At 59.1% G+C, this 23,652-nt stretch carries 23 protein-coding genes; 19 read left to right on the top strand and 4 right to left on the bottom strand.

Annotated elements, in window-relative coordinates:
- Positions 1-121 precede the first annotated feature (121 nt).
- Positions 122-1,105 carry an aldo/keto reductase gene (locus P0G09_RS10335; RefSeq protein ID WP_156062376.1) on the top strand — a complete coding sequence of 328 codons (984 nt, stop codon included), beginning with the start codon at positions 122-124 and terminating at the stop codon, positions 1,103-1,105.
- A gap of 69 nt (positions 1,106-1,174) precedes the next feature.
- Here the strand turns inward: P0G09_RS10335 and P0G09_RS10330 are convergent, their stop codons facing one another.
- From P0G09_RS10330 to P0G09_RS10320, 3 genes are read right to left on the bottom strand one after another with little or no spacing between them, the layout of a single operon-like run.
- The gene (locus P0G09_RS10330) at positions 1,175-1,423 is read right to left on the bottom strand and encodes a phage holin (protein WP_005928396.1); all 249 of its coding nucleotides are present in this window, start codon (positions 1,421-1,423) and stop codon (positions 1,175-1,177) included.
- 16 nt (positions 1,424-1,439) lie between these two features.
- On the bottom strand, positions 1,440-2,063 hold the full coding sequence (locus tag P0G09_RS10325; RefSeq protein ID WP_275252609.1) for a GH25 family lysozyme: 624 nt from the start codon (positions 2,061-2,063) through the stop codon (positions 1,440-1,442).
- Positions 2,063-2,836 carry a hypothetical protein gene (locus P0G09_RS10320; RefSeq protein ID WP_275252608.1) on the bottom strand — a complete coding sequence of 258 codons (774 nt, stop codon included), beginning with the start codon at positions 2,834-2,836 and terminating at the stop codon, positions 2,063-2,065. Before P0G09_RS10320 ends, P0G09_RS10325 begins: the two co-directional genes overlap by 1 nt.
- Positions 2,837-3,110: 274 nt before the next feature.
- On the opposite strand from P0G09_RS10320, the gene P0G09_RS10315 reads away from it, so the two are divergent.
- The 18 genes from P0G09_RS10315 to P0G09_RS10230 all read left to right on the top strand — a co-directional run bounded on the left by P0G09_RS10315 (position 3,111) and on the right by P0G09_RS10230 (position 22,334).
- The gene (locus P0G09_RS10315; protein WP_275252607.1) at positions 3,111-3,476 is read left to right on the top strand and encodes a hypothetical protein; all 366 of its coding nucleotides are present in this window, start codon (positions 3,111-3,113) and stop codon (positions 3,474-3,476) included.
- The gene (locus P0G09_RS10310) at positions 3,433-4,491 is read left to right on the top strand and encodes a 3D domain-containing protein (RefSeq protein ID WP_223384683.1); all 1,059 of its coding nucleotides are present in this window, start codon (positions 3,433-3,435) and stop codon (positions 4,489-4,491) included. Before P0G09_RS10315 ends, P0G09_RS10310 begins: the two co-directional genes overlap by 44 nt.
- Positions 4,492-4,767: 276 nt before the next feature.
- Complete coding sequence (gene glgB / locus P0G09_RS10305; protein ID WP_275252606.1) at positions 4,768-7,017, top strand: 1,4-alpha-glucan branching protein GlgB; 2,250 nt, start codon at positions 4,768-4,770, stop codon at positions 7,015-7,017.
- An 81-nt stretch (positions 7,018-7,098) separates the two neighbouring features.
- Entirely contained in the window at positions 7,099-8,292 is a 1,194-nt protein-coding gene (locus tag P0G09_RS10300; RefSeq protein WP_275252605.1) for a glucose-1-phosphate adenylyltransferase, read from the top strand.
- The gene (gene glgD, locus P0G09_RS10295) at positions 8,286-9,413 is read left to right on the top strand and encodes a glucose-1-phosphate adenylyltransferase subunit GlgD (RefSeq protein WP_005930299.1); all 1,128 of its coding nucleotides are present in this window, start codon (positions 8,286-8,288) and stop codon (positions 9,411-9,413) included. The genes P0G09_RS10300 and glgD overlap by 7 nt, the downstream gene beginning before the upstream one ends.
- A gap of 130 nt (positions 9,414-9,543) precedes the next feature.
- A complete protein-coding gene (locus P0G09_RS10290; protein WP_097772974.1) occupies positions 9,544-10,962 on the top strand; it encodes a glycogen/starch synthase in 1,419 nt (472 codons plus the stop codon).
- A 203-nt stretch (positions 10,963-11,165) separates the two neighbouring features.
- Entirely contained in the window at positions 11,166-13,139 is a 1,974-nt protein-coding gene (locus tag P0G09_RS10285) for a hypothetical protein (RefSeq protein ID WP_275252604.1), read from the top strand.
- Positions 13,140-13,453: 314 nt separating this feature from the next.
- On the top strand, positions 13,454-13,714 hold the full coding sequence (locus P0G09_RS10280; protein WP_005930287.1) for an AtpZ/AtpI family protein: 261 nt from the start codon (positions 13,454-13,456) through the stop codon (positions 13,712-13,714).
- Positions 13,715-13,736: 22 nt separating this feature from the next.
- The gene (locus P0G09_RS10275; protein WP_097772972.1) at positions 13,737-14,237 is read left to right on the top strand and encodes an ATP synthase subunit I; all 501 of its coding nucleotides are present in this window, start codon (positions 13,737-13,739) and stop codon (positions 14,235-14,237) included.
- Positions 14,238-14,240: 3 nt separating this feature from the next.
- A complete protein-coding gene (locus P0G09_RS10270; RefSeq protein ID WP_156068626.1) occupies positions 14,241-14,984 on the top strand; it encodes a F0F1 ATP synthase subunit A in 744 nt (247 codons plus the stop codon).
- Positions 14,985-15,036: 52 nt separating this feature from the next.
- Entirely contained in the window at positions 15,037-15,318 is a 282-nt protein-coding gene (gene atpE / locus P0G09_RS10265) for an ATP synthase F0 subunit C (protein ID WP_005930278.1), read from the top strand.
- A gap of 36 nt (positions 15,319-15,354) precedes the next feature.
- Positions 15,355-15,861, top strand: a complete 507-nt coding sequence (atpF, locus tag P0G09_RS10260) for a F0F1 ATP synthase subunit B (protein ID WP_005930275.1) — start codon at positions 15,355-15,357, stop codon at positions 15,859-15,861.
- On the top strand, positions 15,858-16,397 hold the full coding sequence (gene atpH, locus P0G09_RS10255; RefSeq protein ID WP_005930273.1) for an ATP synthase F1 subunit delta: 540 nt from the start codon (positions 15,858-15,860) through the stop codon (positions 16,395-16,397). The genes atpF and atpH overlap by 4 nt, the downstream gene beginning before the upstream one ends.
- Before the next feature lie 54 nt (positions 16,398-16,451).
- On the top strand, positions 16,452-17,972 hold the full coding sequence (atpA, locus tag P0G09_RS10250) for a F0F1 ATP synthase subunit alpha (protein ID WP_005930269.1): 1,521 nt from the start codon (positions 16,452-16,454) through the stop codon (positions 17,970-17,972).
- Between the two features lie 18 nt (positions 17,973-17,990).
- The gene (gene atpG / locus P0G09_RS10245) at positions 17,991-18,839 is read left to right on the top strand and encodes an ATP synthase F1 subunit gamma (protein ID WP_098923798.1); all 849 of its coding nucleotides are present in this window, start codon (positions 17,991-17,993) and stop codon (positions 18,837-18,839) included.
- 192 nt (positions 18,840-19,031) lie between these two features.
- On the top strand, positions 19,032-20,426 hold the full coding sequence (gene atpD, locus P0G09_RS10240) for a F0F1 ATP synthase subunit beta (protein WP_097769725.1): 1,395 nt from the start codon (positions 19,032-19,034) through the stop codon (positions 20,424-20,426).
- Between the two features lie 3 nt (positions 20,427-20,429).
- On the top strand, positions 20,430-20,828 hold the full coding sequence (atpC, locus tag P0G09_RS10235; RefSeq protein ID WP_005930258.1) for an ATP synthase F1 subunit epsilon: 399 nt from the start codon (positions 20,430-20,432) through the stop codon (positions 20,826-20,828).
- Positions 20,829-20,993: 165 nt separating this feature from the next.
- Positions 20,994-22,334, top strand: a complete 1,341-nt coding sequence (locus P0G09_RS10230; protein ID WP_275252603.1) for an MATE family efflux transporter — start codon at positions 20,994-20,996, stop codon at positions 22,332-22,334.
- A gap of 57 nt (positions 22,335-22,391) precedes the next feature.
- Here P0G09_RS10230 and aroD read toward each other — a convergent pair whose 3' ends face one another.
- The gene (aroD, locus tag P0G09_RS10225) at positions 22,392-23,150 is read right to left on the bottom strand and encodes a type I 3-dehydroquinate dehydratase (RefSeq protein ID WP_275252602.1); all 759 of its coding nucleotides are present in this window, start codon (positions 23,148-23,150) and stop codon (positions 22,392-22,394) included.
- Positions 23,151-23,652: the final 502 nt, after the last annotated feature.

Here is a 23,652-nt window from a genome sequence, read left to right as displayed (position 1 = left end):
GGAGCTGACTCGCACCGCAGTTCTCTTTTTTATAAAAAGCAAAAAATACAACAAAAGATGCCAGCCTCTGTATGAATGGTTCCCATTGCGGGGAACACTGCTGGCATGGAGGGAAACGTATATGGAAAACCTGAACATTGGCCGCAGCGGCATCGAAGTGCCTTTTCTGGGCATGGGCACCTGGGCCATCGGCGGCGGCAGCTGGTGGGGCGACAACGATGATGCCCTTTCGGTCAAAGCCATCCAGACTGCTGTGGAGCAGGGCATCCGGTGGATCGACACCGCGCCCATCTACGGCCTGTACCACAGCGAGACCGTGGTGGGCGAGGCCCTGAAGCACATCGACCGGGACAAGGTGGTGCTCTCCACCAAATGCGGCCTGGAGTGGCGGCATGAAACGCCGGTGCTCCACAAGGTCGTGGACGGCACCGCCGTCTACCGGGACCTCTCGGCGCAGAGCATCATTGAGGACGTGGAGGACAGCCTGCGCCGCCTGGGCACCGACCACCTGGATGTGCTGTACACCCACTGGCAGAGCCCGGACCTCGGCCTCTATCCGCTGGAGGAGACCGTGGAGGCCATGATGAAGCTGAAGGAGCAGGGCAAGATCCGCGCCATTGGTGCGTCCAACGTGACGGCGGATCTCATCCGGGGCTACTGCCGGTACGGCCAGCTGGATGTCATTCAGGAGAAGTACAGCCTGCTGACCCGCCGCATCGAAAAGCAGCTCCTGCCCACCTGCAGGGAGCTGGGCGTTTCGGTGCAGGCATACTCCCCGCTGGAGCAGGGTCTGCTCACCGGCAAGGTCACCATGGAGACCACCTTCCCCGAGGGCAGCACCCGGAACAGCAACCCCAGCTTCCAGCCTGCCCGCCGGAAGCAGGCGCTGGACCTGCTGGCCAAGTGGGACGACCTGACCGGGAAATACGACTGCACCATGGCCCAGCTGGTCATTGCCCTGACGGCCCGGATGATCCCCGGCCTGCATGTGCTGTGCGGTGCCCGCACCCCGGAGCAGGTGCTGGACAATGCCGGTGCACTGAATATCAAACTGGACGGCGCGGATGCCGTCCGCATGAAGTGGGACGTGGATGCCATTTCCTGAGCCGGTGCTTCAGAACAAAAGCAGATAATCAAAAAGGGACGATGCCGCAAAAACATCGTCCCTTTTTGGTTATTTGTGCTCCTTCAGCTGGCAGAGGAAGTCATCGGCTTCGATGGCCTCCGGGGTGAAGGAATTGTTCTTCCACCAGCTGACCAGCGCGGTGGCAATGGTCAGGCCAGTGGAGACCAGCTGCTCCAGCTCTGCCGATTCAATGGGCAGGACACGGTGGCCGGTAGCGCTGAGCACCTGATTGGTCAGCGCCAGTGCCAGCGCCGCCGTGCGGGCCAGCGTGGCGGGAGAGATCTTGCATTTCTTCATGGGGAACTCCTTTCTTTTATAGGATGGTACGGTCGAGCCCCGTCCGGTGGAGCAGGGCGGGATAATCCTTTTCGGTGCGGCTCAGGTCTACGGGGCCGGAGATGCCGGGCACCCTGCCCCTGCTGGTGTACTGCCACATCCCGTGCCTGCGGGCCGGGCGTTTGCCCCGGTAGTCCGCCAGCCAGAGGTCGAAGGGGGCCAGCGTGTCCATGTGCAGGGCGGTATCTGCAAAATGGGTGTAGGTGTATACCATGGCGTACAGGCCCCAGTGCTCCAGCTGCCGTGCCGCCCCGGCAACAAGGGCGGAGAGCGCGTCCGGTGTCAGAGCACGCAGGCGGGCATCCTCCACGTCGATGGCAGCGGGCAGCTGAAGCCGCTTTCCCCTGAGGGCATCGTGCAGGAGGGCCAGCTCGGCATCCCGCTGTGGGGCAGTAACGGCACAGCTGTAATAGTAGACCCCCACCGGGATGCACAGCCGGATGCAGGCAGAGTAGTTTGTTTCAAACATGGGGTCGATGTAGGGCGTGCCGTTCCTGCTGCCCAGTGCGCGCAGCATCACGCCGTGGACCCTGCCGCTGGCTTTTACGGTATCCCAGTCTATGCGGCCCTGCCAGCGGGAGACATCCAGCACCGTGAACATCAGGTGGCCTCCAGCAGGGTCTTGAGGGCGGCGGGAGTGACGGTGTCCACCACCAGACTGCCATCGCTGCGGATGGACAGCACCCGCAGGAGGGCACCAGCCTGCGGGGCCACCGGGGCAGGCAGCGCGCCCACGTCCTGCGCGTCCAGCACCACCGCGCCGCCTTTGCCGTTGACACTGAGCAGGGTGCCGTCCTTGGGGGCAAAGGATTCGGCGCGCAGGGCGGCGCTCTCGGCGCGGGAAGCCGAGGTCGCGGCACGGCTGCCATTCAGTGCGGCCCGCTCGGCAGCGTCGGCAGCGGCCTGCGCCTGCCGGGCGGCACTGGCCTCGCTGGCGGCACTGTTCTGGGCCGCCTGCACCGCAGCATCGGCCTGCCCCGATACCTGGGCGATGAACTGTTCGTACACCGAGGGACTGGGCTCCTCCTCGGTGCCGTCGGTGGGCAGGATGTCGTAGACATCGTACCGGCCCGGGCGGGTGTAAGCGGTATAGCCGCTGCCGTCGGTGGCGGCCAGCATCCATTGCCCGGCAGGCCAGCCGGTGAAGCTGCGGCCCACGGGCGCGCTGTGCGCTGCATCCAGCACAAGGGGGGCGGCAAGGGTGCCGTCGCTGTGGCGGATGTGCAGGGTGACGCTGCACCCGGCCCATTCCGCAGGCAGCTGGAACACCAGCCGGTCCACGCCCTCGGCGTTCTGTGCGCCCAGGTGCAGCCGGGCGGGCTGGGCTGTGAATTCGGTGCCGCCCAGCGTGCGGGGAGTGATCTTGATCTGCATAAAAACCTTCCTTTCTTCGTTTTGACCCCATTGTACCGGTTTGCGGCAGGGCGCGGAAGTGTGGTCTTTTTTTATGGCGTTTTTTACCTTTCGGCATTTTGCTGGAAGCCGGTTTTTGACAGAAACTGCGGAGAAACTCCCCGTTATTTCCGGCAGGAAAACAGCGGGGAATTTGTGCCGCAAAATGTCGGATTACGCATGATTGATGCGCCGGAATGTGCAAAAGAGCCCGGCGATTTCTCCCCGGGAAACAGACTTGAAATGTTAAAAAATTATGAACGAATACGACCAATTTTTTGGGAAAATTTCAGAAGGAAACGCTCGAAATCATTCTGAATCAAGGAAAACAATGTACAGATTGCACAAAAAACTATGTGAAACAATTGTCAAACCGAAGCGCGCGGATTTGACAAATGGGCCGTCGTCTGCTAAAATAGTGCCCGCTCAACGGATCATACACACGTTGGAGCGTCTAAATTTTATTTCTCAGGAAGTAAAACGCCGTATAAAAAGACGGCCCTTTGCAGGGGAAATGCCCTGCGCTTTGCGGGCAAAGGAAGAGCCCGCCGCATTCCAAAATGATGAAAAGAGAGGAGTTGTCTCGTATCGCTTCCGTCAAATTTCAAAAAGCATTGTCTGACCGCGCTCGTGCGGTCACACCCCGTGTGCTGGCGTTCTGCGTCATGGCAGTGAGCCTTGTGTTCACTTTGGCCGTGACCGCCGCGAATCTGCGGCTGACCTACGTCACCGACTCCGATGGTGCGCGTCAGCTTGTGGTCAGCAGTGAGACTGACCCTGCCCGCGTCATGAGCCTTTCCGGCATTGAGGCCGAAGAGGGCGACCACGTTTACTACACCGCGTTCAGCGGCAATCTTGCCACCCTGAACATTGAGCGGGCCTTCACCGTGAACATCCAGGCCGACGGCCAGGAGTACCCGGTGAAGATGGCCTTTGGCACCGTTGCCGAAGCGCTGGAGCGCGCCGGCATCACCCTGGAGGCAGATGACTACACCGAGCCTGCGTTGGATCAGCTGGTCACTGTGGGCAGTGAGATCACGGTGCACCGGGTGGACTACCAGGACAAGGTGGAGACCCAGACCATCCCCTACGACACCCAGTATGTCTACACCAGCCTGTACTTCCGCAACACCGGCCGGGCCACTACCCTGCAGCATGGGGCGGAGGGTCAGCAGACCGTGACCACCCGCGAAAAGTATGTGGACGGCGAGCTGGAAAACAGCATGGTGGTGGATGTAACCACCACGGTGGAGCCCACCGACCATGTCATCAAGACCTATGGTGCCGGTGCGCCCGTTTCTCCCCTGACCGGGCCGGACGGCACCACCAACGCCCCCGCCTCGTACAGCCAGGTCCTCACCGGTAAGGCCACGGGCTATTATTCCCGCACGGGCAAGGGCTCGTCGGGCCTGGGCCTGGGCTACGGCACCGTTGCCGTTGACCCCAGCGTCATCCCCTATGGCACGCTGCTGTACATCACTTCCACGGACGGCAGCTTTGTTTACGGTTATGCCGTTGCCACCGACACCGGTATCGCGGTGCAGAAGGGCCAGATCCTGGTGGATCTGTTCTATGAGACCTACGCAGAGTCGGTCATCAACGGAGCCATTCAGGTCAACGTTTACGTTGTAGGCTGAACCGCATAGCACACGGAAAAATTTGAAAAAGCACCCGCTTCAGTTTCCTGGATTTGCAGGAAAAATGAGGCGGGTCTTTCTTTTTGCCCTATATTCTGTAAAGTTTGCCGAGAATTCTTGTGTAAAATTGGATAAGTTGACCACAATGAAAAAATATTGACGAAAAGATTATAGTAGATTTTGACGGAAAGCCCTTGAAAAATCGGACAAAATTCTTTAATATAAGAGAGTACAAAGGTATAGGCTCACTGCGGCCTGTACGGGGAGGAGCTGTTTATGAGACCGACGGAAGAAAAGATCCAGAAAGATCCCTCGGATCTGCCGATTTATCTGTTCAAGCAGGGCAACAACTGCGAAGCATACCGTTACTTTGGTGCACACCTTGAGACCCGCGCCGGAGAGTCCGGTGTGGTGTTCCGTGTTTGGGCACCCCATGCAACCGCCATCAGTGTGGTGGGCGATTTCAACAGCTGGAAGCCGGGCAGCCACCCGATGCGCAAAGTGGATGGGGATTCTGTCTGGGAGCTGTTCATCCCCGGCGTAAAGGAATACGATGTCTACAAGTACTGTGTGACCACCCGGGGCGGCGACCTGATCTACAAGGCCGACCCCTATGCGTTCCACGCGGAGACCCGGCCCTCCAACGGCAGCAAGGTCTACGATATCACCGGCTTTGCCTGGCACGATGATGCCTGGCAGACTGCTCAGAAAAAGGCAGACGTGATCAACGGCCCGATGAACATCTACGAGATGCACGCGGGCAGCTGGAAGCTGAAGGACGAAAAGGTCCCCTATAACTATTCCGAGCTGGCCGACGAGCTGATCCCCTACATCCGGGAGATGGGCTACACTCATGTGGAGCTGCTGCCCGTGATGGAGTATCCCTTCGATGGCAGCTGGGGCTACCAGGTCACGGGCTATTTTGCCCCCACCAGCCGCTACGGCACCCCCAAGGACTTCATGGCCTTTGTGGACAAGATGCATGAGGCCGGCATCGGTGTCATCATGGACTGGGTGCCCGCCCACTTCCCGAAGGATGGCTTCGGCCTGTACAACTTTGATGGAGAAGCCTGCTACGAGGACCCCAACCCCAAGCGCGGCGAGCATAAAGAATGGGGCACCATGGTGTTTGATTTCGGCCGCAGCGAGGTGCAGAGCTTCCTGATCTCCAGCGCACTGTACTGGCTGGAGCAGTACCACATCGATGGTCTGCGCGTGGATGCCGTGGCCTCCATGCTGTATCTGGATTACAACCGCAAGCAGGGCGAATGGGAGCCCAATAAGAATGGCGGCAAGGAGAACCTGGAAGCAGTTGCTTTCCTGCGCAAGTTGAACGATACGGTTCTGGGCCGCCACCCCCACAAGTGCATGATCGCGGAGGAGTCCACTGCATGGCCCATGGTCACCAAACCGGCCAGCGACGGCGGCCTGGGCTTCAACTTCAAGTGGAACATGGGCTGGATGAACGACATGCTCAGCTACATGAAGACCGACCCGCTCTTCCGCGCGGGCAACCACAACAAGGTCACCTTCAGCTTCTTCTATGCCTTCAGCGAAAACTTTGTGCTGCCCATCAGCCACGATGAAGTGGTGCACGGCAAGGGCAGCCTGATCAACAAGATGCCGGGCGAGTACGAGGCTAAGTTTGCCAACCTGCGCACCTTCTTCGGCTACATGATGGCCCACCCCGGCAAGAAGCTGCTGTTCATGGGGCAGGAGTTTGGCCAGTTTACGGAGTGGAACGAGGAAAAGCAGCTGGATTGGATGCTGCTGGACTACGACAAGCACACCGAGCTGCAGAACTACGTCAAGACCCTGAACGCCTTCTATAAAGAGCACCCTGCCTTCTGGCAGATCGATTACAGCTGGGAGGGCTTCCAGTGGATCGTGCCCGATGACTCCAAGCAGAGCGTGATCGCCTTCCTGCGCAAGGACGCAAACGGCAAGCAGATCCTGGTGGTCTGCAACTTCAACCCCGTCCTGCGCGAGGGCTATGCCTTGGGCGCACCTGTGGCAGGTACATACAAGGAAGTACTGAACAGCGATGACGAGGCCTTCGGCGGTTCCGGCGCGGTCCATAACAAGTCCGTGCGCACCCACAAGAAGCCCCTGCATGGCTTTGAGCAGAGCATTACCATCACCCTGCCGCCCATGAGCACCCTGTATTTTGAGGTGCCCACCAAGCGCACCCGCAAGGCAGCAGATCCGGCCAAGACGGCCCAGACCGTGAAAAAGACCGCTGCCAAAAAGACAGCCGCCAAGACCACGAAGACCGCCAAGGCTGAGCCTGCCGTGAAGGAGGAAAAGCCCAAAAAGATCTCCACCCGCAAGGCAAAGGCAGAAGCGGAACCTACACCCGAAAAGGCTCCGGCCAAGCGCGGCCGGAAGCCCAAGGCAGAAGCCGCTGCCGCACCCGCCAAGCGGGGTCGTAAACCCAAAGCCGAGCCCGCTGAAGCTGCCCCCGCGGCAGCCGAAAAGCCTGCCCGCAAGCCCCGCGCCAAAAAGGCCGCCAAGACCGAGGAGTGACCGGGGCGCATCCGCACAACACAGTCAAACCATTTCCAAATCCAATAAATCCGGAAATGTGTAAAAGGGGAGAATAAAGCTATGGCAAAAGAAATTGTGGCAATGATCCTTGCCGGCGGACGTGGCTCGCGCTTGTACGCGCTGACACAGAAAACGGCAAAACCTGCAGTGGGGTTCGGCGGCAAATACCGCATCGTGGACTTCCCGCTGTCCAACTGCGTCAACTCCAACATTGATACTGTGGGCATCGCAACCCAGTATCAGCCCCAGAAGCTGAACGAGTACATCGGCAACGGCCAGCCTTGGGATCTGGACCGCCTGTACGGCGGCGTGCACACCCTGCCCCCCTACGAGCAGGCAAAGGGCACCGACTGGTACAAGGGCACTGCAAACGCCATCTACCAGAACATCAGCTTCATCGACAGCTATGATCCCGAGTACGTCATCATCCTGTCCGGTGACCAGATCTGCAAGCAGGACTACGCCGACTTCCTGCGCTTCCACAAGGAAAAGGGCGCGGAGTTCTCCGTGGCTGTCATGGAGGTCGATTGGAAGGAAGCTTCCCGCTTCGGCCTGATGGTGGCAGACGAGAACGATAAGATCACCGAGTTCCAGGAGAAGCCCCCGGTTCCCAAGTCCAACCTGGCTTCCATGGGCATTTACATCTTCAACTGGGATGTGCTGAAGAAGTACCTGGAAGAGGACGAGGCTGATCCCAACTCCAAGAACGACTTTGGCATGAACATCATCCCCGCTCTGCTGCGGGATGGCCGCAAGATGTATGCTTACCACTTCAACGGCTACTGGCGTGACGTGGGCACCATCGACAGCCTGTGGGAAGCCAACATGGAAGTGCTGGACCCCGAGAACTCCGGCATTGATATCTTCGACAAGAAGTGGAAGATCTACAGCCGCAACCCCGTGCTGCCCGCCCAGAAGATCGGCCCCCGCGCCGTGGTGCAGGATTCCCTCATCACCGAGGGCTGCCAGATCTATGGCCGCGTCCAGCACTCTGTCCTGAGCGCAGGCGTTACCGTGGAAGAGGGCGCTACCGTTGAGGATGCTGTCCTGATGGATGGCGTTGTGGTCAAGGCAGGTGCCGTGGTCAAGCGCTGCATCCTGGCTGAGGACGTTGTGGTGGGTGCCGGTGCCAAGATCGGCGGCGAGGGCCCCATTGCACATGTGGGTACCGGCCTTACCATTGGCGCAGGCGCTACCGTAAAAGAGGGTGCCAAAGTATTTGATTCCGTCAAGGAGGGCGAGGAAGTATGCTGAGCCAGAACAACAATGCGTTGGGCATCATTTTCCCCAACAGCTATGATAACACCGTACCGGAGCTTGTGACTGAGCGCACCATGGCTTCGATCCCCTTTGCAGGCCGTTACCGCATGGTGGACTTTATGCTGTCCAGCATGGCAAACTGCGGCATCTCCAATGTCTCCATCGTGGTGCGCAAGAACTACCACTCCCTGATGGATCATCTGGGCACTGGCCGTGAGTGGGATATGGCCCGCCGTCACGGCGGCCTGAACATCGTGCCTCCTTTTGCAGAAAAGGGCGTGCGCATTTATTCCGGCCGTGTGGAGGCTCTGGGCTCCATCCTGAGCTACCTGGAGAACCAGAAGGAGAAGTACGTTGTGATGAGCGATGCCAACATCGCCATCAATTACGATTTCAACGCCCTGCTGGCTGCCCATCAGGCAAGCGGCGCGGATGTGACCATCGCTTACCAGAAGACTGAGATCCCCGAGGGCCGCAAGAACGACAACTACACCCTGACTGTGGATGCCGATGGCCGTGTGACTGAGCTGCTGTTCAACGATTACCGCCCCGGTGTCCAGAACCTGGACCTGAACATCTACGTTCTGGAGCGCGAGACCCTGATCAAGCTGGTCAAGGATGCGACCTCCCGCGGCCTGATCTACTTTGAGCGTGACATCCTGGCCCACAACGTCAACATCCTGAACATCCGTGCTCTGGAGTACACCGGCTATGTGGCCCATGTCTGCGACATGAAGAGCTACTTTGATGAGAACCTCAAGCTCATCGATGAGAAGAACCTGAACGCTCTGTTCCCCAAGGAGAGCCCTGTCTACACCAAGATCCGTGATGACAACCCCGTGCGCTATGTCAACGGCTCTTCCGTCAGCAATTCCCTGCTGGCCGATGGCTGTGTCATCGAGGGCACCGTGGAGAACTGCGTGCTGTTCCGCGGCGTTCGCGTCAAGAAGGGTGCTGTGGTCAGAAACTGTGTCCTGATGCAGGATACCGTTGTGGAACCAGGCGCTCAGCTGGACTGCGTTGTCACCGATAAGAACGTGCGTGTGACCGCCGACAAGAAGCTCTCCGGTACTGAGAGCTTCCCGGTCTATGTTCAGAAGAACCACACCGTCTGAGCCTGATACACTGAAACTTTCACAGGGGCGGCTCCCCTCCCCGGTAGCCCCTCTCAAAGAGGGGCGGGGGCCTTTGCGCCCCCGCCCGCTCTTTGTGTATCCGCCCTTTTTTCTGGAAAGGAGAAATACTATGAAGATCCTGTATGCCGCTTCGGAAGCGACCCCCTTTGCCAAGTCCGGCGGTCTGGCCGACGTGGCAGGCTCCCTGCCCAAGGCTCTGGTCAAGGACGGCGTGGATGCCCGCGTCATCATGCCGCTGTACGGCGACCTGAAAATGCGCGACAAGCTGGAGTATGTCACCAACTACTCGGTGCCCGTGGGCTGGCGCAGCCAGTACTGCGGCCTGTTCAAGGCTGAGGTCAACGGCGTGACCTACTACTTCCTGGACAACGAGTATTACTTCAAGCGCCGCGGCCTGTACGGCTTCTACGATGACGGCGAGCGCTTCGCCTTCTTCTCCCGCGCTGTGCTGGAGACCCTGTTCTACATCGACTTCACCCCCGATATCATCAACTGCAACGACTGGCAGACCGCGCTGGTTCCCGTTTACCTGAACCTGTACTACCGCCATCTGGATAAGTTCAACCGGATCAAGACCATCTTCACCATCCACAACATCGCATATCAGGGCAAGTACGGCACCGATATCCTGGAGGATACCTGCGGCATCGGCCACCGTGACCAGCACATCGTGGAGTACGATGGCTGCGCCAACTTTATGAAGGGTGCCTTTGAGACGGCAGATAAGATCACCACCGTCAGCCCCACCTACGCACAGGAGATCCTGGACCCCTGGTTCAGCTACGGTCTGGATGCCCTGCTGCGGGAAAAGCAGTATAAGCTCTGCGGTATCCTGAACGGCATCGATATGGAGGCCAATAACCCTGCCACCGACCCCCAGATTCCCTTCAACTACGATGTGACCAACGTTGAAGAGGGCAAGGCAAAGTGCAAGGAGGCCCTGCAGGACAAGTTTGGCCTGCACAAGGATGGCAGCCCCGTTTTTGCCATGGTCAGCCGCATGGTCGGCATGAAGGGCTTTGACCTGGTGCAGAGCATTGCCGACGGTCTGGTGGACCGCGGCATCGAGCTGGTCATTCTGGGCAGCGGCGAGAACCAGTACGAGACCTTCTTCTCTGACCTGTGCGCCCGTCATCCGGGCCGCGTGGGCACCTACATCGGCTTTGAGCCCGCCCTGTCTCAGGAGATCTACGCTGGTGCAGACGTGTTCATCATGCCTTCCAAGAGTGAGCCCTGCGGCCTGGCACAGATGGTGGCCTGCCGCTACGGCACGCCTCCCATCGTCCGTGAGACCGGCGGTCTGCGGGATTCCATCCATGACTGCACGCTGGGCGAGGGCAACGGCTTTACTTTTGCCGGTTACAGCGCCCATGAGCTGTACGATGCCTGCTGCCGTGCACAGGATCGCTACTACAACAAAGAGGACTGGAACAACCTCGTCAAGCACGACATGGAATGCGATTTCAGCTGGGACCTCTCTGCCAAGAGCTACGAGGGCCTGTATAACGAGACCGCAAACCTCTGGTAAATCATTTTCATAAGTCTGCCTTTTGCCGCCCGGCTCGCAGGAGCCGGGCGGCTTTTTTGCGGACTTCCACACATATTTTACAAGAATCATCCGCAAAAAGCAGCAAGGCACCTTTGCACTTCCGACAGGACTGTGCTACAATGAAAAACATTGACAGTTTTTTGTATTTTTGAAGAAATGGCAGAGTAGATAAGGAGAACGATATGAACTGGAAACGTGTCATCAGCGGCGTGCTGGCAGCAGCGATGCTGTCCGCTCTGCCGGTGCAGCTTCTGGTGTCGGCGGAAGGCACGGAGGCGGTCGGGCAGGCCGATGGCTGGCAGGAACTGACCACTCTGGAATCTCTTGACGAAAGCAATACTTTCCTTTACAGCAAGGACGACCAGACATTTGAAAAGATCACCCACCCGGAAAAGGATGTCAAAACCGCAGACGGCATCGTGGATTATCTGGGAGACGGTGCGGTGGCGGTTGTGACTGACCCGGAGGATGCCGCCTACAACGCCGGTGACCGGGGTCAGAACTACGCATGGTCGGCGGTCGGCTACGGCGACTGGCTGTATGTGGGCACCTGCTACGCCGCCATCGGCAACACCCTCTCCCTGATGAAGAGCAGTCTGGGCGACGAATACGACGACAAGGTGCTTGCCGCCACCTTTGATGCCCTTTACAACGGCACCTTCTTTCTGACCGAGGAGGATGGCGGCCGGCCCAAGGGCGTGCTGGTGAAGATCAACACCAAGACCGGCGAGACCAAGCTGTTGATGTCCGGCTCCTATAACGGTTACACACCCCTGTTCCGCAACGCATTGGAGTATCACGGCAAGCTGTACTTCTGCGGCAGTGTGGGCGGCGGCGGCATCGGCTTTCTGCCCAGCATCTGGCAGGTGGACCCGGCCACCGACGAGTGCAAGCCGGTGTATATCGGTCTGAACAGCGTGCAGGATTATGCTGCAGCCTACCAGCAGGGCATCTCTGTGGGCATCCGCGGTATGTGTGTCTACAAGGATCAGCTGGTCATCAGCAACGTGACCATGGATGCCGCCACCGGCAAGAGCAGCGCCGCCCTGCTGATCTCCTCCGACCCGGAAAAGGGCTTTACCCAGATCGCGGATTCCGACAGCCTGTTCAACTACCCCGCCTATCACTACGCCGACAGCATCTACGGCGGCAGCATCTGGGATATGGCTGAGTTCAACGGCCGCCTGTATGTTTCCATCTGCACCGGCACCGAGGACAATATGCCGGACGACAACACCATGCAGTCCTTTGCACTGGTGCGGGGCGACCAGAACCCTGACGGCACCTTCACATGGACACCCGTGGCAGGCGATCAGGAAAAAGATGGTGCCCGCTATACCTTCGGTATCGACCCGGAACGCACTCGCTCCGGTGCGGCGAACCTGATCGTGTACAACGACCACCTCTATATTGGTGAGTACAACGACGAAGAGATCGCACTGGAGCGCATCCTCTTTGCCAAGACCGGCAAGAACGCCGACGGTCAGTTTGGCGGCGGACTGGACTGCCGGTTCATCAACGCCAATCTGGAACAGTCGGTGAACCTGTACCGTATGGACAGGGACGAGAATATGGAGCTTGTGGTGGGCAATGCCACCAAGATGTTCCCCAACGGCAGCCTTTCTGGTTTAAAGTCCGGCTTTGGGCGCAACGAGAACCAGTACATCTGGCGGATGCAGGTGTACGATGGCAAGCTGTATGTGGGTACCTTTGACACCAGCAGCATGCTGGAGTGCGTTGGTCAGTTCGTCAACGGCAACCTGCTGACGCGCACCCCTGCGCAGTGGAAGACCCAGTGGGAATACCTCAAGACCCTGATGAAGGCACTGCAGGCGACGGACCCCGATGGCAACGGGAACCCCGACACACTGGCCCAGACCATCAAGTTTTCCTACAAATTCGTGTTCGAGAATATCACGGTCAGCAACATCGCCAGTGCCATCCGGCTGCTCAACTACATGCGCAAGGCAAAGCAGGGCTTTGACCTGTATGTTTCGGAGGACGGCGTGAACTTTCAGACCATCACCGTGGACGGTTTTGGAGACCCCTACAACCATGGTCTGCGGGTATTCGCCACCACCGACCAGGGCCTGTGCCTTGGCACTGCCAATCCCTTCTACGGTACGCAGGTGTGGATCAAGCGCAAGGACAGCTGACCCCGTACTTCCAGGATAACCGCCGCCCGGCTCTCAAATGAGCTGGGCGGTTTTTTGTGTTTTGCACAAGAAACCTATCATATTTTTGGTATGGATGCTGCCGGAGACGGACATACTCCACCGTGGACGTACAATTATGGCGTTAGTGTGAACGAACTATGAAGTTTTACCAAAAATCGGTGGAAAATTGATTGAAAAGTTCAGTGAATTGAATTATACTATCCATATGAGCTTCTTTACCGGAGCGAAACCATTGCGAAAGGGTGCGGCGGGCTGCTGTTTCGGGCCTGCGCACAGAGGGAGGGCGACACCGCATGAAGGGCTGGTACAAGGCGCTGGAAGATCTTGTCTGGCTGACCCAGCTGGGCCTGAATATGCTGCTGCCGCTGGTCATGTGCCTGGGCGGTGCCTGGTGGGCGGTGAACAGTTGGAGCTGGCCGGAATGGGTGTTCCTGCCGGCCATCCTGCTGGGCCTTGCCTCCGGGGCGCAGAACTTCTGGTATTTTGCCAAGGAGCACCTGGACCGCGCCAAAAAGGAAAAACCGAAGCGGGTGGGGTTCAACTCACATCAGTAAACATCACAGGAGGTTTCCCTTTATGAAACTACAGCCGGAATCCAAAAAGGAGCTGACGCGCATCGCCTGCGGCACGGCCATCTGCACCGCTGCCCTGTGGGTGGCCTTTGCGGCGCTGCACCTGGTTGGCTGGGTGAAATTTGATTACACTGTCGTTCTGGGCAGTCTCATCGGCGCGGCTGTGGCCATCGGCAACTTTGCGGGCATCTGCATCGTGTGTCAGAAGGTCATCGACGAGCAGGATGAGAAGCGGCGCAAAGCCACATTACAAGCTTCCTACAACGTCAGAATGCTTTTGCAGGCGGTGTGGATCATCGTGTCCATCGGGGCACCCTGCTTCCAGCCCTTTGCCAGCGTTCTGCCCTTGCTGTTCCCGCGTGTTACAATCTACTACCTGCAAATAACCGGCAAGTACAAGCCACTTGCACCGGCCGGGCCCTCGGTGGATGTCTCTGTGGAGGACGACCCCGAACCCGCCCCGGAGCCGGAGGCTGCACCCCGTGACGAAGGGGGTGAAACGTAACAAATGGAACTGAACGGCGCAAAGATCCTGTATACCATCCATACCGATATCCCCCTGCTGGGCGATCTCAAGATCACCCAGACCCTAGTCACTACCTGGATCGTCATGGCGCTGCTTTCGGGCCTGGCCATCTGGCTGGGCAGCAACCTCAAGCTGGAAAATGTCTCAAAGCGGCAGGCTGCGGCCGAGTTCATCGTGGAGCGGCTGGAACAGTTCGTGCACGACAACATGGGGTATCACTTTGACAAGTATATCCCCCTGATCGGCTCGATCTTCGCTCTGAGCATCGGCTGCAACCTTATCAGTGTCATTGGCCTGTGGAGCCCCACGGCCGACCTGAACACCGAGGCTGCGTGGGCCATTGTGGTGTTTGTGCTGATCATGTACTACAAGATCAAGACCAACGGCATCTTTTCCTATCTGAAGGGCCTGCTGGACCCGATCTTCATCATGGCACCCATCAATGTGCTGTCGGAGATCTCGACCCCCGTCAGCATGGCATTCCGTCACTTTGGCAACATCCTGTCCGGTACTGTCATTTCCACACTGCTGTACTGGGCGCTGGCAAGCCTGAGCCATGTCATCTTCGGCTGGCTGCCCGGCTTCCTGAGCCAGATCCAGCTGTTCCAGATCGGCATCCCGGCCTTTACGGGCCTGTATTTCGACTGGTTCGGCGGCTGCATTCAGGCGTTCATCTTCTGTACCCTGACCGCAATTTTCATCAAACGTGCTGCCGGTGAGGACTAAGCCCTCACAACGGCATCTCCCAAAACAAAAACTTTTTTGGAGGACAAAACTTATGACTGACTTTCAGTACCTTGCTCGTGGTATCGCCCTGGCAGGCTGCGGCATCGGCGCAGGCTGCGCACTGATCGCAGGTATCGGCCCCGGTATCGGCGAAGGCAACGCTGCCGCCGCTGCCTGTGAGGCCGTGGGCCGCCAGCCTGAGTGCAAGAGCGACGTGACCAGCACCCTGATCCTGGGCGTTGCACTTTCCGAGACCACCGGTATTTACGGCTTTGTTACCGGCCTGCTGCTGATCTTCCTGGCACCCGGCATGTTTATGAAGTTCCTGGCATAAGCGGAACCTTTTACAAAAGAACGAAAGGAGACGCTTATGGAACTGTACCAGGCGTTGATCACGCTGGACGGCTGGACCTTTCTGGCCCAGATCTGCAACCTGATGATCCAGCTGCTCATCTTCAAAAAGTTCCTGCTGAATCCGGTCAAAAAGGTGATCGCCGAGCGCAAGGCCAAGGCGGACAGCCAGATCGCCGATGCTGCAAAGCTGCGCACGGAGGCTGAGGCCATGAAAGCGGAGTACGAGCAGAACCTGCAGAATGCCCGCGCCGAGGCCAACCAGATCGTTGCCCGTGCCCAGAAAACGGCCACCGCCCGCGGTGAAGAGATCGTGGGCGAGGCCCGTGCACAGGCCGCTGCCCTGAAGCAGAAGGCGGAGGCTGACATTGCGCAGGAGCGCAAGAAGGCTGTGAACGAGGCAAAGGACGAGATCGGCGGCATGGCCATGGAGATCGCCTCCAAGGTGGTCGAGCGTGAGATCAAGGAAGCCGACCACAAGGACCTGATCGACGAATTTATCAAAAACGTGGGTGAAGCATCATGACCGAGACAGCAAGGATGTACGGCGGAAGCCTGTATGACCTGGCAGCGGAGGAAGGGCTGGAGACCCGCATTCTGGGCGAGCTGGACGAGGCCGTGGCGCTTTTTAAGGCAAGCCCGGAGTACCTGCATCTGCTCAGCACCCCCAGCATCCCCAAAAAGGAGCGCTGCGGCCTGCTGGACGAAGCGCTGCGGGATCGGGTCCACCTCTATGTGCTGAACTTTTTGAAGATCCTGTGCGAGAAGGGCACCCTGCGGGAGCTGCCCGGCTGCGCCCGGGCCTACCGGGTGCGCTACAATCAGGCACACGGTATTCTGGAAGCAGCGGCAACCACTGCAGTGGCAATGACGGAGCAGCAGGTGAAGAGCCTGCACGAAAAGCTGGAGAAGCTCACCGGCAAGACCATCGACCTGAAAACAAAGGTCGATCCGGCTGTGCTGGGCGGCATCCGGCTGGATATCGAGGGCACCGAGCTGGACGGCACGGTTCAGAACCGTCTGGCGGCGCTGCGCAGGGATATCGCTTCCGTGACACTGTGATCCATCGAATTTCCACCCGAAAGATTTTAAGAATTGAGTGGTGAATACAAGACAATGCAACTGAAACCTGAAGAGATCTCCAAGATCATCCGTGCCCAGATCAAGCACTACGAGAATGTCATCGAGCAGAGCGAAGTCGGCACGGTCATCATGGTAGGCGACGGCATCGCCCGGGCCAGCGGCCTGGAAAAGTGCATGGCAGGTGAGCTGCTTCAGTTTGACAACGGCGAATACGGTATGGCCCAGAACCTGGAGGAAAACACGGTCTCCATCGTTCTGCTGGGCTCCGATGTCGGCATCAAGGAAGGCAGCACCGTCAAGCGCACCGGCAAGGTCGTTTCCGTGCCCGTGGGTGAGGCAATGATCGGCCGCGTGGTCAATGCACTGGGCCAGCCCATCGACGGCGCAGGCCCCATTGAGACCACCGAGTTCCGGGCCATCGAGAGCCCGGCCCCCGGCATCATCGACCGCCAGCCGGTCAAGGAACCCCTGCAGACCGGCATCAAGGCCATCGACTCCATGATCCCCATCGGCCGCGGCCAGCGTGAGCTGATCATCGGCGACCGCCAGACCGGCAAGACCACCATTGCATCGGATACCATCATCAACCAGAAGGGCAAGGATGTCATCTGCATCTATGTCGCCATCGGTCAGAAGCGCTCCACCGTGGCAAACCTGGTGCAGAGCCTGACCGAGGCCGGTGCCATGAGCTACACCATCGTGGTGTCCGCCACGGCCTCCGAGCTGTCCCCCCTGCAGTATATCGCTCCCTACTCCGGCTGTGCCATGGGCGAATATTTCATGCACCAGGGCAAGCATGTCCTCATCATCTATGATGACCTTTCCAAGCACGCGGTGGCCTACCGTGCCCTCTCGCTGCTGATCCGCCGTCCCCCGGGACGTGAGGCTTACCCCGGCGATGTTTTCTACCTGCACTCCCGTCTGCTGGAGCGCGCGGCCAAGCTCTCCAATGAGCTGGGCGGCGGCAGCCTGACGGCTCTGCCCATCATCGAGACCCAGGCGGGTGACGTTTCGGCCTACATCCCCACCAACGTCATCTCCATCACCGATGGTCAGATCTTCCTGGAAACGGAGCTGTTCCACTCGGGCGTTATGCCCGCTGTCAACCCCGGCATCTCGGTGTCCCGTGTTGGCGGCAACGCCCAGATCAAGGCCATGAAGAAGGTGGCCGGCACCCTGAAGCTGATCTACTCCCAGTACCGCGAGCTGCAGTCCTTTGCCCAGTTCGGTTCCGATCTGGACGCAGACACCAAGGCCCGTCTGGCACAGGGCGAGCGCATCGTGGAAGTGCTCAAGCAGAACCGCTCGGCCCCCGTGCCCGTGGAAAAGCAGGTGGCGATCCTGTATGCCACCATCCATGATCTTCTGGTCAAGGTCAAGGTGGCTGATGTGGCCGAATACGAAAAGGGTCTGTACGAATATCTCGAGAATGATGCCGCCGGTGCCGCTGTGATGGAGACCATCCGCACCACCGGCAATCTGGACAAGGACACCGAGGAAGCACTCAAGGGCGTTCTGTCCGCTTACACCGAGAGCTTCGTCAAGGCGCACTGAGGGAAGGAGGCGTAACGCATGGCAGGTTCCATGAAGGACATCAAGCTGCGCATCAAAAGCGTAGAGAGTACCATGCAGATCACCAAGGCCATGGAGCTGGTGGCTTCCTCCAAAATGCGCCGTGCCAAGGAGCGGGTGGAACACAGCCGCCCCTACTTTGAAACGCTGCACGACACGCTGACCGGCATTGCGGCTGCAGACCCCCGGGCCCGCAGCCCCTACCTGCGCCGGGCAGAGATCAAACGCACCCTGCTGGTCGTCATTGCAGGCGACCGCGGCCTGGCCGGCGGATATAACTCCAACGTGCTCAAGCAGGCGGAGGCCCAGCAGGGCCCGGTCACGGTGCTGCCCATTGGCAAAAGAAGTCAGGAATACTTTGCCCACCACGGAGCCGACCTGTTCACCGAAGAGGTGCTGCTGGCGGCGGATGTCTCGGTGGGTGAGTGCTTTGCCCTCTCCCGGAAGATCACCGAGGGCTACCTGAAGGGTGATTACGACGCAGTGAAACTCTGCTACACTCGGTTTGACTCGATGATGACCCAGACCGCTGTCACCATGGAGGTGCTGCCCCTGACCATTGAGCCCACCGAGGAGCAGAAGGCCGCTGCCCGCCGCAGTCAGATCCTGTACAAGCCCAGCAGCGAGGAAGTGTTCCGCGCCATCATCCCCGAGTATGTGGCCGGTATCGTTTATGGTGCCGTGTGCGAGAGCGTGGCCAGTGAGCTGGCCGCCCGCCGCACCGCCATGGATGCCGCCACCAAGAACGCGGGCGAAATGATCGACCATCTGAATCTGTATTACAACCGCGCCCGTCAGGCTGCCATCACGCAGGAGATCACCGAGATCGTGGCAGGCGCAGAAATCTAAGGCGGCTTGCCCTCTCCGTCATTGCTTGCGCAATGCCACCTCTCCCAAAGGGAGAGGCCTTGGCAGTCCGCGCAAAGTTTCTGGTTTCGCCAGAGGCTCCCCCTTTGGGGGAGCTGGCGCGTGAGCGCCTGAGAGGGCGAGGACGCTGGCAATTTAGCATTTGCATTATTGAAAGATAAGGAGTTGTAGCCTATGTCCGAAAAACACATCGGCAAGGTGATCCAGGTCATCGGCCCGGTGCTGGACATCCAGTTCAAGGATGGCGAGCTGCCGGACCTGCTCAACGCCATTGAGATCGACAACCACGGCCGGAAGCTGGTGGTGGAGGTCGCTCAGCTCACCGGCGACAATGTGGCCCGCTGCATTGCCATGAGCAGCACCGATGGCCTGGTGCGCGGCACGGATGCCGTGGACACCGGCGAGTCTATCCGGGTGCCTGTGGGTGACCAGTGCCTGGGCCGCGTGTTCAACCTGCTGGGTGAGCCGGTGGACAATAAGCCTGCCCCCACCCCGGAGGCCTACTGGCCCATCCACCGCCCTGCCCCCAGCTATGAGGAGCAGCAGTCCACCACAGAGATCCTGGAGACCGGCATCAAGGTCGTTGACCTGATCTGCCCCTACGCAAAGGGCGGCAAGATCGGTCTGTTCGGCGGTGCCGGTGTCGGCAAGACCGTCCTGATCCAGGAGCTGATCTATAACATTGCCACCGAGCACAACGGCTACTCGGTGTTCACCGGCGTTGGCGAGCGCACCCGTGAGGGCAACGACCTGTACGGTGAAATGACCGAGAGCGGCGTTATCAACAAGACCGCTCTGGTCTACGGCCAGATGAACGAGCCTCCCGGAGCCCGTATGCGCGTGGCCCTGTCCGGCCTGACCATGGCGGAGTACTTCCGCGATGTCAAGAATCAGGACGTGCTGCTCTTCATCGACAACATCTTCCGTTTCACGCAGGCAGGTTCTGAGGTCTCGGCTCTGCTGGGCCGTATGCCCTCTGCCGTTGGTTACCAGCCCACCCTGGCCACTGAGATGGGCGCTCTGCAGGAGCGCATCACCTCCACCCGCAAGGGTTCCATCACCTCGGTGCAGGCTGTCTACGTTCCCGCCGACGACCTGACCGACCCGGCCCCTGCCACCACCTTCACCCATCTGGATGCCACCACGGTCCTGAGCCGTGACATTGCATCTCAGGGCATCTACCCCGCTGTGGACCCGCTGGATTCCACCAGCCGCATCCTCAGCCCCGAGGTCGTGGGTCAGGAGCACTACGAGATCGCCCGCGATGTTCAGAAGGTGCTGCAGCGCTACAAGGAGCTGCAGGATATCATTGCCATCATGGGCATGGACGAGCTGAGCGAAGAGGACAAGCTGACCGTCAGCCGCGCCCGCAAGGTGCAGCGCTTCCTGAGCCAGAGCTTCCATGTTGCAGAGCAGTTTACCGGTATGCCCGGTCAGTATGTGCCGCTGAAGGAGACCCTGCGCGGCTTCAGGATGATCCTGAACGGCGAGTGCGATGACCTGCCCGAGAGCGCCTTCCTGTTCGCGGGCACCATCGACGATGTGTTCGCCAAGGCGAAGAAAGGGTAAACCATGACGACCTTTCATCTGACGGTGGTCACGCCGGACGGCTGTGCCTTTGACGGTCAGGCGGAACGGGTGGTCTGCCGTGCCATCGACGGCGACCTTGCCATTCTGGCAAAGCATGGTGATTACTGCACCGCGCTGGGTATGGGCGAAGCCCATATCGTGGACGCGGACGGCCAGCGCCGCCGCGCCGCCTGCATGGGCGGGATGCTCACCGTGCTGAACGGGGATGTCCATCTGGTCGCTACCACCTGGGAGTGGGCCGAGGAGATCGACCAGGCCCGCGCCGAGGCCTCCAAGAAGCGCGCCGAAGAGATCCTGGCCCGGAAGGACCTGGATGAGCGCGAATATGAGCTGGCCCAGGCCCGCCTCAAGCGCGCCCTCGTCCGCACCTCTGTCCACTGACCCCGGAGCGCTGGACAAATCAGCGCCGCTGTGGTACACTGGTATCAGAAAAATCAAATCAACAAAGGCTCCTTTGGAGTGCTGCAAACAGGGACCCCCCTGAACCCGGGGTTGCGTGCTTGCGGGCATTCTGAAGGAGCTTTTTTGATGCAAAGGAGGATGTGCATGAAGAAAAATCTGGATATGACAGAGGGAAAGCCAATCTCCCTGCTGTGGGCCTTTACCTTTCCTACATTGATGGGCAACCTGCTGAATCAGGTCTACTCCATTACTGACAGCATCGTGGTGGGGCGGTATCTCGGGCAGACCGCCCTTGCGGCGGTGGGCAGCACCATGCCGGTGATCCTGCTGCTGGCAGCTCTGATGATCGGCATCAATGTGGGCGTGGGGATCATCATCAGCCGGTACTTTGGCCAAAAGAACGAGGAGCTGATGCGGAGGGCCTTTGTGAACAGCCTGTATCTGGGGCTGTTCCTGTCGGCGGGGATGATGGTGATGGGCCTGACCTTCTCCGGTACCATCCTGCGGTGGATGGGAACCCCGGAAGGTCCCCTGCAGGAAGCCACTGCCTATCTGGAGATCAGTTTCATCACTATGATCTGCCCCCTGATGTATTATCTGTTTTCCAGCGCATTCCGGGGTTTGGGAGACAGCCAGACAGCGCTGTACTGCCTGATCGTCTCCGTTCTGAGCAATATTGGCCTGGACGTGCTGTTTGTGGCTGTGTTCCGCTGGGGAGTGGCCGGGTCTGCCTGGGCCACGGCACTGGCGCAGGCCTTGTCGGCGGTGGTGGCGGCGGTGCTGCTGTTCCACAAATATCCCATGATGCGGATGCGGCGGCAGGACCTCCGGCTCCATGGAAAGCTGTTGCGGCAGATCACGGTGCTGGCCATTCCCATTGCGGTGCAGTCTGCCTTCAACAATCTGGGCAATCTGGTGGCACAGAGTGCCGTCAATCTGTTCGGCGAGGCCACCATGGCGGCCTACACTGCCGCCAGCCGCATCGGAACGCTGGCCCTGATGCCGGTGGAGACCATCGGCTCCTCCCTTAGCGTCTATGCCTCCCAGAACCACGGAGCCGGCAAGCCGCAGCGCATCCGGCAAGGGGTACGGGCCTCCCTGCAGCTGTCTCTGGTGGTCAGCACTGTGCTGGGAGTGTTTCTGCTGCTCTGCGGCCGCCAGATGGCAGGGCTGTTCCTCGCAGAACCGTCTGCGGAGATCCTGACTGTGGTGCAGCGGTTTCTGCTGATCACGGCGGTGCCGGGGATCCTGGCCGGTGTGATGCAGGTGTATCAGCAGGTGCTCCGGGGTGTTGACAAGGCAAATCAGGCACTGATGGGCGGCGTGATGCAGCTCATTACAAAAATTGCGGTGGTGGCTGTGGGCGCATGGGGAATGCGGAATCTGGATGTGGTCTGGCTTGGCTGGCCCGCTTCCTTTGTGGCCGGAACCGTGATCCCGTACTTCTGCTTTCAGAAGATCGTGCGAGAAATAGAAACAGAATAAAACAGAAAGCGCCCCCGGAAGGCAAATCGCTCTCCGGGGACGCTGTGTATTGATAGATTAGCTGAGCCGCAGGCTGTCCAATACAGCATTGACCACATCCAGCCCCACCTGACCGGGGGCGCTGGCCGTGCCGGGATTGGCAAAGGTCATGGCAGAGCCAAAGGCCTCGCCGCAAAGGCGGCTCACGGCTCCCAGTGGGCCCATGCTCATGGTGATGACGGGCGTTTCGGGGTGGTGGTCGGTCATCTCGGCGGTGGCGGCCAGCAGCTCCAGCACATCGGCACGGCTCTGGGGCATCACGGCCAGCTTGGGCAGGTCGGCCCCCGCCTGCTGCATGGCCACCATCCGGGAGACCATCTCGGCCTTGGGCGGGGTCTTGTGGAAGTCGTGGCTGGAGCACACGACCTTGACCCCGGCGGTGTGCGCGTCCTGAACCAGTGCGGGAAGGTCTGTGCCTGCGGTGAAGAACTCGATATCAATGAGGTCGGCGCAATCGGTATCCAGAATGGTGCGGAGAAAACGGAGGTATCCCTCATGGCTGACAGGTATGCTGCCGCCCTCTTCCTTCGTGCGCAGGGTCACAAGCAGCAGCTTTTCCTTTAAGAGAACCCGCAGCTTTGCCAGGCAGCGCACCACTGCCCCGGGGTCGGCGGCTGCTTCAAACAGATCGACACGCCATTCCACACAATCGGCGCACAGTGTGGAAAACGCAGCGGCTTTTTCCAGGATCGCAGCTTCAGTGCGTTCTACAATGGGCAGAATGACTTTGGGGCGGCCTTCGCCGATACGGCAGCCGCGGACAGGAACACAGGACATGGCGCTTCTCCTTTATATTAAAGTATAGCTATCTCATACAGGATACGGGATGACTCCATGATACGTTCTGCCCGCCGCCTTGTCAAGAAAGGAGCAAGCATTGTTATAGGGAGAACAGAGGAATTTTATCCCCTGCAAATAATTGGGAAAAAAGATGTCAAAAAGTGTTGACAGAAGCCCCGGGATATGGTATTATACTTGAGCGCCAAGGGCCGCCGGAAAGAATGACTTCTGAAAGCGGCGGAAGCAAAGCGAAAGAACCAATATGGATACGTTGAAAAACGAGTCACAAGTTCGAAAAGATCGAAAAGCTTCTGAAAAAAAGTGCTTGACAAAAAATCACATCTGTGGTAAAATAATCGAGCCGTCAGCCGCAAGGCTGAGGCGCACAGGACCTTGAAAATTGAACAATATCGAAAAACTTGTAACGGAACCTATTTTCGTGTTGGAAAAACACGTTAAACAATTCCAAACAAAGTAATTCACACAGGACGCAAGCGAT

It is taken from the genome of Faecalibacterium sp. DFI.5.82 (assembly GCF_029076575.1).
In the GTDB taxonomy this organism is placed as follows: Bacteria; Bacillota; Clostridia; order Oscillospirales; family Ruminococcaceae; genus Faecalibacterium; species Faecalibacterium duncaniae.
This window is presented reverse-complemented; position numbering and strand designations above follow the sequence as displayed.